The 11,721-nt window shown below is 63.9% G+C and carries 10 protein-coding genes; 5 read left to right on the top strand and 5 right to left on the bottom strand.

The features are described from left to right. Together H8A95_RS37580 and H8A95_RS37585 are read right to left on the bottom strand one after the other, a co-directional pair. Positions 1 to 851 (bottom strand): FAD binding domain-containing protein (locus tag H8A95_RS37580; protein WP_229187656.1); only part of this gene is annotated, 851 nt, incomplete at its 3' end. Then, positions 848 to 1,345 carry a (2Fe-2S)-binding protein gene (locus H8A95_RS37585; protein ID WP_229187657.1) on the bottom strand — a complete coding sequence of 166 codons (498 nt, stop codon included), beginning with the start codon at positions 1,343 to 1,345 and terminating at the stop codon, positions 848 to 850. The genes H8A95_RS37580 and H8A95_RS37585, both read right to left, overlap by 4 nt. A gap of 152 nt (positions 1,346 to 1,497) precedes the next feature. On the opposite strand from H8A95_RS37585, the gene H8A95_RS37590 reads away from it, so the two are divergent. Then, a complete protein-coding gene (locus H8A95_RS37590; RefSeq protein ID WP_229187658.1) occupies positions 1,498 to 2,145 on the top strand; it encodes a TetR/AcrR family transcriptional regulator in 648 nt (215 codons plus the stop codon). A gap of 208 nt (positions 2,146 to 2,353) precedes the next feature. Here the strand turns inward: H8A95_RS37590 and H8A95_RS37595 are convergent, their stop codons facing one another. Beyond that, positions 2,354 to 2,704, bottom strand: a complete 351-nt coding sequence (locus H8A95_RS37595; RefSeq protein WP_229187659.1) for a hypothetical protein — start codon at positions 2,702 to 2,704, stop codon at positions 2,354 to 2,356. 315 nt (positions 2,705 to 3,019) lie between these two features. Here H8A95_RS37595 and H8A95_RS37600 point away from each other — a divergent pair, with 315 nt between their 5' ends. Together H8A95_RS37600 and H8A95_RS37605 are read left to right on the top strand one after the other, a co-directional pair. Beyond that, positions 3,020 to 3,739 (top strand): hypothetical protein, encoded by a 720-nt coding sequence (locus H8A95_RS37600; protein ID WP_229187660.1) that lies wholly within the window; start codon positions 3,020 to 3,022, stop codon positions 3,737 to 3,739. A gap of 514 nt (positions 3,740 to 4,253) precedes the next feature. Continuing rightward, positions 4,254 to 7,388: a multidrug efflux RND transporter permease subunit gene (locus H8A95_RS37605; RefSeq protein WP_229187661.1), complete on the top strand. Its 3,135-nt coding sequence runs from the start codon at positions 4,254 to 4,256 to the stop codon at positions 7,386 to 7,388. A gap of 24 nt (positions 7,389 to 7,412) precedes the next feature. Here H8A95_RS37605 and H8A95_RS37610 read toward each other — a convergent pair whose 3' ends face one another. Further along, positions 7,413 to 8,678: a D-amino acid dehydrogenase gene (locus tag H8A95_RS37610; protein WP_229187662.1), complete on the bottom strand. Its 1,266-nt coding sequence runs from the start codon at positions 8,676 to 8,678 to the stop codon at positions 7,413 to 7,415. 106 nt (positions 8,679 to 8,784) lie between these two features. Then, on the bottom strand, positions 8,785 to 10,113 hold the full coding sequence (gene aptA / locus H8A95_RS37615) for an omega-aminotransferase AptA (RefSeq protein WP_229187663.1): 1,329 nt from the start codon (positions 10,111 to 10,113) through the stop codon (positions 8,785 to 8,787). A 149-nt stretch (positions 10,114 to 10,262) separates the two neighbouring features. Here aptA and H8A95_RS37620 point away from each other — a divergent pair, with 149 nt between their 5' ends. Together H8A95_RS37620 and H8A95_RS37625 are read left to right on the top strand one after the other, a co-directional pair. After that, positions 10,263 to 10,811: a cupin domain-containing protein gene (locus H8A95_RS37620; RefSeq protein ID WP_018273259.1), complete on the top strand. Its 549-nt coding sequence runs from the start codon at positions 10,263 to 10,265 to the stop codon at positions 10,809 to 10,811. Positions 10,812 to 10,878: 67 nt separating this feature from the next. Next, on the top strand, positions 10,879 to 11,721 hold an 843-nt coding region (locus H8A95_RS37625; RefSeq protein ID WP_229187664.1), incomplete at its 3' end, for a hypothetical protein.

The raw sequence follows: 11,721 nt of genomic DNA on the forward strand, positions 1-11,721 counted from the left end.
GCGCCCGTGAGCACCTGCTCGGCCTCGCGCGAACGCCACGGTTTTGCGGCGACGCCGCCGAGCGCGAGCCGCGCCTCGCGGATCCTGCCGTCCTCGATGCGCAAGGCCGCCGCGGCCGACACCACGGCGAAGGCATAGGAGGTGCGCTCGCGCACCTTGATGTAGCGGGCATGCCCGGCGAAGCCTTGCGCATCAGTCGGCAGCCGCAACGCGACGATCAGGTCGCCGCGCTCCAGTGCGGTCTCGCGATCCGGCGTCTCTTCAGGCAGACGATGCAGTGCCTCGAGCGGCAACTCGCGCCGGCCGCCCTTGCCCTCGATCTCGACGACGGCATCGAGCGCGACCAGCGGCACGCAGAAATCCGACGGGTGGGTTGCGATGCAGCCCTCACTCCAGCCGAGCACCGCGTGCAGGCGGTTCTCACCCTTCAGTGCGTCGCAGCCGGCGCCCGGCCAGCGCCGGTTGCAGGCGCTGCCGGCGTCGTAGAAATAGGCGCATCGCGTCCGCTGCATCAGATTGCCGCCGACGGTCGCTGCATTGCGCAGCTGCGCGGAAGCACCCGAGAGCAGCGCTTCGGCGACCGCGGGATAGTTGCGGGCGAACTCCGGATCATGCGCGAGATCGGCATTGCGGACCAGCGCGCCGATCCGCAAGCTACCGTCGGAGAGGCGCTCGATGCGATCGAGCCCGGGCAGCCGCGTGACGTCGACGAGACGGCTCGGCCGGCTGACGCCGCCCTTCATCAGATCGAGCAAATTGGTGCCGGAAGCGAGATAGGTCGCGCCCTTCTCGCTGGCCGCCGCGATCGCATCCGCGACGCTGGCCGGTCTAACGTAATCGAAGTTCATCATGCGGAGCGCCTCTGCTTGCCAGCGTTGATGTCGGCCTGTGCCTCGAGCACGGCCTCGGTGATCCCCTGATAGGCGCCGCAGCGGCAGAGATTGCCGCTCATGCATTCGCGCACCCGCTCCGGATCGTCGCCGGCCTGGCCTTCCCCAATCAGGCCGATCCCGCTCATGATCTGGCCCGGGGTGCAGAAGCCGCACTGGAAGCCGTCATGGGCGATGAAGGCGGCCTGCACCGGATGCAGCTCGCCGCCGTGCCCGACGCCTTCGATGGTGACGATCTCGGCGCCGTCATGGCTGGCGGCGAGCGCGAGGCAGGCATTGATGCGGCGGCCGTCGACCAGGATGGTGCACGCGCCGCACTGGCCGCGGTCGCACCCCTTCTTGGTTCCGGTGAGGTCGAGCCGCTCGCGCAGCAGATCGAGCAGGGTGACGCGGGGGTCGTCGAGGGTGATTTCCCGGCGGACCCCGTTGATGGTGAGACTGAGTGGGAGATTCATGCAGGGCTCCGATCCGTGTATGGTCGGGTTGAATCGAGGCAACAGAAACCCGTGGCCGCCGATGCATGATCGGCGCGCCTTGTCAGGCCCGGTGCTGGTCGCCATATACGGAGGCATCCTCCGTTTACAAGGGAGGGTGAAAAGAAAAAGGAATGGCCAGTTCATCACCAGAAATTGTCCGGAAGCCGCGCGCCGATGCCGTGCGCAATCGCGAGCGTGTGCTGGAAGCGGCCAAGGCCGTGTTCTCGGCCGGCGGCAGCGAGGCGAGCCTTGAGGCCGTGGCCCGCCACGCCGGCGTCGGCATCGGTACGCTGTATCGGCACTTCCCGACCCGGGAGGCGCTGTATGAGGCGGTCTACCGCCGCGAGGTCGAGCAGCTCGGCGACCTTGCCGAGCAATTGCAATGCGCGCCGGAGCCGGTCGCTGCGCTGCGCCGTTGGCTGCGCGCCAATGTGGAATTCGTCGCCACCAAGAAGGGCATGGTCGCAGCCCTTGCGCTGGTCGCGCATGGCTCGACCGAGCTGCACGCCTATTCGTTCGATCGCCTGACCAAGGCGATCGGCACCCTGCTCGCGCGCGCGGTTGCGGCCGGCGCCATCCGCGACGACATCAGCGCCGAGGACGTGCTGCGCGCGCTGATCGGCATGTGCTACATGCACGATCAGCCGGGCTGGCAGACCACTGCGCTCAGGCTATTGGACGTGTTCGTGGACGGCTTGCGCGTGCAGCCTGCGGACAAGGCGGGGCCAGTGGCAATGCCTGCGAAGAAGGCGGCCCCAAAAACGCAGCGCAAGTCATAACTACCGGAGCCTGCCGAAAGAAACGTTCGGCAAATGTGCGAAAGTGCACAGACGCTCCGACTGGCCTTCGGCAAGATCGCAGCATTGCCAAGTCCGAACTCATATTTTCTCTAGTTCATATTTGCGATCCAGCCCGGCCAGTGTGCCGGGCTTTTCGTCGAGATCGCGCCCGCCGGAAAAGCCCCGCGCTGAGGCAGGCATTTCGGAGTTATCGCGGATTGGTCCGCGTTCCGCTGTTGTTGCCGGGCAGGTTCGATGTCCCGGTCGCGGAATCGTTGGTCGGATCGGCGGAGCCGTTCGGCTTCGAGGCACCCGGGTCATTCAGGTTGCCGGTGGTGCTGCCGGGCGGATTGCTCAGTCCCGGGTCCTGCCCCATTCCGGTGGTGCCGCCGGCGCCCTGGGTCCCGGTACCGGTTCCTGTACCCGAACTTCCGGTCCCCGTGCCTGCGCTCGCACCGCCGGCCGATCCGCTGCCGGCACCGCCTGCTCCTTGAGCGAAGGCAAGCGGTGTGAACAGCATCATCGCCGCAGCCAGACCGATCGTTGCCAGTTTCTTCATGTGAATTCCTTTCCTAGTTCGAACCAAGGCAACGAGTTCCGCAATGCAGGCGTTCCTAAGCAGCGGGAAAGCTCTTCTCGTCACATGAGCAGCGTCCTGTGCACGCGGTGAATAGATATTGGGGAAGATGCACCCACCAGCCGTAAGAGCGTATTGCGCAGACTAGCGAGCATATTGCACAACTAGCGATTATGTCGAAAACACGAAACAATCACTACGTTCCGCAGTGGTATCAGCAAGGGTTCTTCGAGAAGGGCCGCAAAGGGACTTGATTGGCTCAAGTCTCAGTATCCGAGGCTCACGCAGAACGAATTGATGTTCGAGATGCAGGGCATAAGAATGATGCACTGCACGATCTGGACCGAAGGCGTGCGCGAGATTATCTCGGCCGAAGATTCCAGCATTAAGTTCATCGTCAGCGACCATCCGATAACCATCTACAATTACGCGTCTCCACCTGAAGCGCGAATTTGTAGGTACCCAAACGATCCTACGATCGCACTGAAGGCTTCACAGACAATCTTTCCGCTGAACTGCAATTTCTGCCTCATTCTCACAAATCTCGAATACGCAAAGGACGCCTCGACTAGCATCTTTCGGTGGAATGAGATTACGGCCCACCGCCAACGGCAGGCAGCACGATCGAGCGCCCCCCTTTATGCGCTCGCACAAAGGATCGAGAGTGAGACATTTGCCTTTCCCAAAGGCATTCCGGACATAGAGACCTTCGCTTCGGAGGCGACTTTCGCCGCTTATCACAAACTGATGGCCGACATTTTCAGATACCTCTGCAGGCTCGGCGACCACAGGCCAAAGCCCAATCTGGAGGCACATCTGGCCGCCCATTTCGCAAAGGTGCATTCAACCACACAGACCGCCATGAGAAAGTCCGGCGCAGACACCCGACCAGCACAGATTTCCTGCATGTTTCCGCTCGGAGGCATTCAGGACAATAACGTCAATCGTCTCCTCTTGATGTCTAGCTCGGAGAGACATTTGCCAAATGTCCCGATGGCGTTCTTCATCAACGGATAAACGTTATGCGGGACGAATAGCGACTAGATCATTGCGAACGGGACTCTCGCCGCTTAACGGAAATAGACCATGCCATCGCCGTGGAAGACAAACTACCCAAAGCGGAGATCGTAGTGATTGATCGACAAGTGGCTTGATATCGATCCCTGCCGTCTTCTCGAGAGCGGGCCCACCACCGGTCCCGAGCCGCACGCCATGGTCCATGCCGAGTGTGTCGCGGTAGTGTTGCAAGTGCCCGCCAACATATCGTAATAAGATATACAACGCGTCAGGCACACGTTTGACGTCTGCCAAACAACGGCAATTGAACGAAGGTCGAATGGGCCATCCGACATTTCCATTCGCGCCGTCCCCGGGAATGATTATGCTGGCAAAAAACAGGTAGACGCGAAGGCCACCTCCGCGATCTGTCGATTGGCCATGGCGAGGAAAACGCGCGTTCGCGCTCGAGCTTTCGAGGACGACTCCCGACATCCGGGAAAAGATGCGCCTGCCGTTCATTTGGATTGCAGAAATGAACGAGAGCATCTCGTCTCCGTTTATCCGCTACCCCATTGGCACCTCGCTGCTGATGGCCGGCATCCTGTTCGTCGGCATGGTCGCCTATCCGCTGCTGCCGGTCGCACCGCTGCCGCAGGTCGACTTTCCGACCATCCAGATCTCCGCAAGCCTGCCCGGCGCCAGCCCCGAGACCATGGCGTCCTCCGTCGCGCAGCCGCTGGAGCGCCAATTCGCGCAGATTCCCGGCATTGCCCAGATGACCTCGACGAGCTCACTGGGGTCGACCGCGGTCACCATTCAGTTCGATCTGAACCGCAACATCGACGGCGCCGCCAACGACATCCAGGCGGCGATAAATGCCGCCGGCGGCCAGCTGCCGAAGAACCTGCCGACGCCGCCGACCTACCGCAAGGTCAACCCGGCGGACTCGCCCATCCTGCTGCTGTCGGCAACATCGGACACGTTACCGCTGATCAGGGTGAGCGATGCCGTCGACGCCCAGCTCGGGCAACAGATCAGCCAGATTTCGGGCGTCGCGCAGGTGTTCATCGGCGGGCAGCAGAAGCCCGCGATCCGCGTGCAGATCGATCCCGCCAAGCTGGTCGCCAAGGGGCTGTCGCTGGAAGATATCCGCGGCCAGATCGCCATCACGACGGTCGACAGCCCGAAGGGCAACATCGACGGCGCGAGGCGCGCCTACACGATCTACGCCAACGATCAACTGCCGGATGCCAAGGACTGGAATGACGTCATCGTCGCCTATCGCAACGGCGGCCCGTTGCGGATTCGCGACATCGGCCAGGCCGTCGCCGGGCCGGAAGACATGAAGCAGGCCGCCTGGGCGGATGGCAAGCGCGGCGTGTTCCTCGTCATCTTCAAGCAGCCCGGCGCCAATGTCATCGGCACGGTCGACAGGATCAAGGCGCAGCTTCCGAGGCTGATTGCCGCCATTCCGCCCGCCATCAAGATCAAGATCATCAGCGATCGCACCTTGACCATCCGCGCCGCGGTCGAGGACGTCCAGATCACGCTGCTGATCACCATCGTTCTGGTGGTCATGGTGATCTTCCTGTTCCTGCGCAGCTTCTGGGCCACGATGATTCCCGCCGTGACCGTGCCGCTCGCGCTGCTCGGCGCCTGTGCGCTGATGTGGGTGTTCGGCTATACGCTCGACAACCTTTCGCTGATGGCGCTGACGATTGCGGTCGGCTTCGTGGTCGACGACGCCATCGTCATGCTGGAAAACATCACGCGATATGTCGAGCAGGGTATGCGGCCGCTCGCCGCGGCATTCCAGGGGGCCGGCGAGATCGGGTTTACGATCCTGTCGATCAGCATTTCATTGGTCGCGGTGCTGATCCCGCTGCTGCTGATGGGGGGCGTCATCGGCCGGCTGTTCCGCGAGTTCGCGGTGACGCTCGCGATGGCGATCTTCGTCTCGCTGGTGGTGTCGCTGACGCTGACGCCGATGATGGCATCGCGCTTCCTGCGCGCGCATGGCGAAACCAGGCACGGCAGGCTCTACCAATGGAGCGAAGCGGCATTCGAGCGGATGCTGCATGGCTACGAACGCGGGCTCGATCTGGCGCTGCGCTGGAGCCGAACCACACTCTGCATCTTCTTCGCGACGCTGGCGCTGTCGGTCTATCTGTTCGTGATCATTCCCAAAGGATTTTTCCCGCAGCAGGACAACGGCTTCCTGAACGCGGTGTCGGAGATGGCCCAGGACATCTCGTTTGCCGACATGAAGCAGCATCAGGAAGAGCTCAGCAGGATCGTCCGGGCCGATCCCGCGGTCGACAGCATGGCCGAGTTCATCGGCGGTGGCGGCACCGCGCTGAATTCTGGCCGCATGTACATCACGCTGAAGCCGCACGAGGAGCGCGACGCGGACGCCCAGCAGATCATTGCGCGGCTGCGGCCGAAGCTCGAGGCGGTCGAGGGAGCGCGCCTCTACATGCAGGCGTCCCAGGACGTCCGGCTCGGCGGCCGCGCCACGCGGACGCAGTTCGAGTACACGCTGCAGGACGCCAACCTCGCCGAGCTGAACGAATGGGCGCCGAAGATCCTGGCCAAGATGAAGACCCTGCCGCAATTGCGCGATGTCGCGACCGACCAGCAGACCGAGGGAACGACGCTGACGATGACCATCGATCGCGACACCGCGTCGCGCTTTGGTATTCAGGCGCAATTGATCGACGACACGCTGTACGACGCGTTCGGCCAGCGCCAGGTGACCCAGTATTTCACCCAGCTCAACAGCTATCACGTCATCATTGAGATCCTTCCCGAATTGCAGGGCAGGCTCGACACGCTCCACAAGCTCTACATCAGATCACCGACGACGGGTGACGAGGTGCCGCTCTCCGTGTTCTGCAAGTGGACGACCGTTCCGGTGCGCCCGCTCGCGATCGCTCACCAGGGGCAGTTTCCCGCGACCACGATCAGCTTCAACCTCGGAGAAGGGGTAGCGCTCGGCCAGGCCACCGACGCCATCCAGAACGCCGTCGCTGATATCGGCGCTCCAGCGACGCTCAGTTCGAGCTTCCAGGGCACCGCGCAGGCGTTCCAGCAATCACTGAGCTCGGTGCCGCTCCTGATCCTGGCCGCGCTCGTCGTCGTCTACCTGATCCTCGGCATCCTCTATGAAAGCTACATCCATCCGCTCACGATCCTTTCAACGCTGCCATCGGCCGGCGTCGGCGCGCTGGCGATCCTGATGGCGTTCGGGTTCGATTTCAGCCTGATCGCGCTGATCGGCATCATCCTCCTGATCGGGATCGTGAAGAAGAACGGGATCATGATGGTCGACTTCGCGATCACCGCCGAACGCGAGGAGCATCTGTCGCCGCAAGAATCGATCCGGAAAGCCGCGCTGCTGCGTTTCCGCCCGATCATGATGACGACGATGGCCGCACTGCTCGGCGGCGTTCCGCTGATGCTCGGCACCGGAACGGGATCGGAAATTCGCCAGCCGCTCGGCTATGCGATGGTCGGCGGCCTGATCGTGAGCCAAGCGCTCACGCTGTTCACCACGCCGGTCGTGTATCTCTATCTCGACCGATTCTCGAACGCGCTTTCCAGGTGGACGGCAACGAGGAGGCACGACGATGATGTCGAACCGCCCGTCAAGAACGCTGCCGAATAGCCATTCGCTCGCGACGAGGAGGCCTTAACCGAACCTGACATCGTAGCGATTGATCGACAGCTCCTTGGTGTCGATCTCGGGCTTCTTCCCGGAGAGCATGTCCGCCAGCACCCGGCCCGAGCCGCAGGCCATGGTCCAGCCGAGCGTGCCGTGACCGGTGTTGAGATGCAAATTGGCGAAGCGCGTCGCGCCGATCACCGGCGGACCGTCAGGCGTCATCGGGCGCAGCCCGCACCAGAAGCTAGCCTTGGGCAGGTCGCCGCCGCGCGGAAACAGATCGGCCAGCGAATGATCCAGCGTCGCGCGCCGCGCGTCGTAGAGCTTGGTCGAATAGCCTGAGATCTCGGCGGTGCCGCCGACGCGGATGCGATCGCCGAGCCGGGTGATCGCGACCTTGTAGCTCTCGTCCATCACGGTCGATTCCGGCGCGCCGGACGCGTCCTTGATCGGCACCGTGATCGAATAGCCCTTCACCGGATAGACCGGCAGCGAGATGCCGAGCGGCCGCACCAGATGCGGCGAGTAGCTGCCGAGCGCGAGGACATAGGCGTCGGCGGTCATCACGCCGGCGCTGGTCGCAACGCCGGTGATGCGGGTCGTATCGGCGTTCAGCCCGTCGATGCCGACGTTGAAATTGAAGCGCACGCCGATCTTCTCGGCTTCCAGCGCCAAGGCCTGCGTGAACATGTGGCAGTCGCCGGTCTCGTCATGCGGCAGCCGCAGCCCGCCGGCGAACTTCTGCTTCACGCCGGCGAGCGCCGGCTCGGCTTTGATGCAGCCCTCGCGGTCGAGCACCTCGAACGGCACGCCGTATTGCTTGAGCACGGCGATGTCGTCGCCGGTGTGGTCGAGCTGGGCCTGCTCGCGAAACAGTTGCAGCGTGCCCTGCGCACGCTCGTCATAGCGGATGCCGATCTCGCTGCGCAGCGCCTGCAGGCAGTCGCGGCTGTATTCCGCGATCGGGATCATCCGGCTCTTGTTCACCGCGTAACGCTGCGTGGTGCAGTTGCGCAGCATCTTCAGCAGCCAGAGCCACATCACGGGATCGAGCTTGGGACGGATCACCAGCGGGCCGTGCTTCATCAACAACCACTTCACCGCCTTGACCGGCACGCCGGGGCCGGCCCAGGGCGACGAATAGCCCGGCGACACTTCGCCGGCATTGGCGAAGGAGGTTTCGAGCGCGGGCTTCGGTTGACGGTCGATCACCGTCACCTCATGGCCGGCACGCGCGAGGTAATAGGCCGAAGTGACGCCGATCACGCCACTGCCGAGAACAAGGACCTTCACTTTTCCTCACATCCTGCAGCGAAAACGCAATCGCCGCTGCGAAACCACTCTGCTTCGCAACGGCGACAGCAATTTGTAAAGCTAGCTAAAATCCAGCCAGCAATTATCAGGCCACGCGCTTGATCGCATCGCCGAGGATCGAGACGATGTCGTCGATATGCGACTTCTCCACGATCAGGGGCGGCGACAGCGCCAGCGAGTCGCCGCTCATGCGGAAGTAGAGGCCGCGATTGAAGCAATCGACCATGACGTCGTAGCCGCGCGCGCCGACAGCGCCGTCACGCGGCGCGAGCTCGACCGCACCCATCAGGCCCTGATTGCGGATGTCGACGACATTCGGCAGGCCCTTCAGCGAGTGCAGGCCATCGCGCCAGTAGTCGGAGAGCGAGGCGCCACGGGTCAGGAGACCCTCGTCCTTGTAGATGTCGAGCGTGGCGAGACCCGCCGCGCACGCCACCGGATGCGCCGAATAGGTGTAGCCGTGGAACAGCTCCATGGCGTTGTCCGGGCCGACCATCAGCCCGTCATGGACCTGACGGCTGGCGAACACCGCGCCGCACGGCACGGTGCCGTTGGTGATGCCCTTGGCGGTGGTCATCATGTCCGGCGTCACGCCGTAGAAATTGGCGGCGAACGGGGTGCCGAGGCGGCCGAAGCCGGTGATGACCTCGTCGAAGATCAAGAGGATGCCGTGCTTGGTGCAGAGCTCGCGCAGCCGCTGCAGATAGCCCTTCGGCGCCGGCAGCACCGCGGTCGAGCCCGGCACCGGCTCGACGATCACGGCCGCGATGGTGTCGGCGCCATGCAGCGCGACCATCCGCTCGACATCGTCGGCGAGCTCGGCGCCGTGGTCCGGCTGGTCCTTGGCGAAGGCGTTGCGGGCGAGATCATGGGTATGACGGATGTGGTCGACACCCGGCAGATGGGTCGCGAACTGGCGGCGGTTGGCGACCATGCCGCCGACCGACATGCCGCCGAAGCCGACGCCGTGATAGCCGCGCTCGCGGCCGATCAGGCGGGTGCGGGTCGGCTGGCCGGCGGCGCGATGATAGGCCAGCGCGATCTTCAGCGCGGTATCGACCGACTCAGAGCCCGAATTGGTGAAGAAGATGCGATCGAGCCCCTTCGGAGCGATCTCGGCGAGGCGCTCGGCGAAATCGAACGCCAGCGGGTGACCCATGTTGAAGGAGGGCGCGAAGTCCAGCGTCGACAGCTGTCGCTCGACGGCGGCCGCGATCTGCGGGCGGCCATGGCCGGCGTTGACGCACCAGAGACCGGCGGAGCCGTCGATCACCTGCCGACCGTCGACCGAGGTGTAGTACATGCCCTTGGCGGAGGAGAACAGCCGCGGCGCTTTCTTGAACTGCCGGTTGGCCGTGAAGGGCATCCAGAACGAATCGGTCTTGATGGTGTTCGGAATCTGATGAACGGTCACGGCGGGGCTCCATTATGGGTTTCCACTAGTCGGACCACTCTTCCCAGCACTCAACAAGTCCTTTTCTGTCGCACCGCAAGCCATTGATCTTGTTGAAGCGGTCTGCGAAGATTTGTTCGATCCGCAACACCTGCAACAGGGATCTCGTCATGAGCGTCGACATCGGCGGTCGGCTCCGATTCATCCGCGCGCGGCACAAGCTGTCGCAGCGCGAGCTCGCCAAGCGCTCCGGAGTGACCAATTCGACGATTTCGCTGATCGAATCCAACCAGATGAACCCGTCGGTCGGTGCGCTGAAGCGTATCCTCGACGGGATTCCGATGGGGCTCGCCGAATTCTTCGCGATCGAGCCGGAGCGGCCGCGCAAGGCGTTCTACCGCGCCGACGAGCTGACCGAGATCGGCAAGAAGCCGATCTCCTACCTCCAGATCGGCGACAGCCTGTTCGGACGGGCGTTGCAGATCCTGAAAGAGCGCTACGAACCCGGCAGCGACACCGGCCGGGTGCCGCTGGTGCACGAGGGCGAGGAAGGCGGCATCGTGGTTTCGGGCCGGCTCGAGGTCACGGTCGACGACGAGCGGCGGGTGCTCAATGCCGGCGACGCCTATTACTTCGAAAGCCGCCGCCCGCACCGCTTCCGCTGCATCGGCGCCAAGCCGTGCGAGGTGATTTCGGCCTGCACACCGCCGACGTTTTGAACCGGGCGCGTGCGGCGGGCGACCCAAGCCGCAGGGGCCATTTGTCGCGGCCTCACGGGTGATGTCCATGCCTCGCTCCCCTCGGCTTGCGGCCGCTGTCGTGGCCATCTCGGTTCTTGCCTCCGCCCCATCGTTTGCGATGGACGATTTCTTGCGCGCGTCGAGCAGCGCGCCGACCGCGATCACACTCTGCGGCAACGGCAGCGATGACCGGATCAAGCCCGCCGACTGCAAGAAGGCCGGCATCGACAAGCTCGTCGCGCAGATCGACAAGGCCTTCGATGCGGCGCTCGGCAAGATGCCGCCAAACGTCAAGCCGCTGCTGAAGCGCGACCAGGCCTGGTTCAACGAGATGATTACCGATGCCGCCGAAGTGCTGGCCGATACCGGCGAGGACGAGCTGAAAGCGAGTGTTACCGAAGCCCTGCGGCGCCGCGCGACAGCCCTCGACGGCATCACGTCCGGCCGGCCCGGCCTATCCGGCACATGGGTCAATGCGTTCGGCAGTGTCACGCTGACGCCAGCCGAAGGCGGCGCCTTTCGCCTCGCCGCCGACCTGCGCGGCGACTATGGCGGCGACCGCAGGCGAAGCTGCAAGCTCACCGCCGATCTGAAGCCCTCGGGCGCCGGCTGGCTCTCCGGCCCCGTGGTGGTCGAAGCGGACGCACCGGCCGACAAGGCGAAGACGGACGCAACGGCCGCTCCCGCCAAGCCGCCGTCATTGAAACTCCGCCGCCAGGGCGAGACCTTGCGGATCGTCGGGACCGTCGACGATGAGGATTGGGACGGGTTCAACGACTGCTCGTCGATGTGGCAAACCACCGGCAACTATTTCGCCGCCGGAAAGGACGCAGCATCCGACAAGGCCGACACCGCCTTCATCGCGCCGACCTTCGACTGCACCAGGCCT

It is taken from the genome of Bradyrhizobium oropedii (assembly GCF_020889685.1).
Classification (GTDB): domain Bacteria; phylum Pseudomonadota; class Alphaproteobacteria; order Rhizobiales; family Xanthobacteraceae; genus Bradyrhizobium; species Bradyrhizobium oropedii.

What these genes read in the sequence shown, in the direction of transcription:
- H8A95_RS37585 (WP_229187657.1), bottom strand. Translation starts at nt 1,345, where the DNA reads ATGAATCTCCCACTCAGTCTCACCATCAACGGGGTCCGCCGGGAAATC.
- H8A95_RS37590 (WP_229187658.1), top strand. Translation starts at nt 1,498, where the DNA reads ATGGCCAGTTCATCACCAGAAATTGTCCGGAAGCCGCGCGCCGATGCC.
- H8A95_RS37595 (WP_229187659.1), bottom strand. Translation starts at nt 2,704, where the DNA reads ATGAAGAAACTGGCAACGATCGGTCTGGCTGCGGCGATGATGCTGTTC.
- H8A95_RS37600 (WP_229187660.1), top strand. Translation starts at nt 3,020, where the DNA reads ATGTTCGAGATGCAGGGCATAAGAATGATGCACTGCACGATCTGGACC.
- H8A95_RS37605 (WP_229187661.1), top strand. Translation starts at nt 4,254, where the DNA reads ATGAACGAGAGCATCTCGTCTCCGTTTATCCGCTACCCCATTGGCACC.
- H8A95_RS37620 (WP_018273259.1), top strand. Translation starts at nt 10,263, where the DNA reads ATGAGCGTCGACATCGGCGGTCGGCTCCGATTCATCCGCGCGCGGCAC.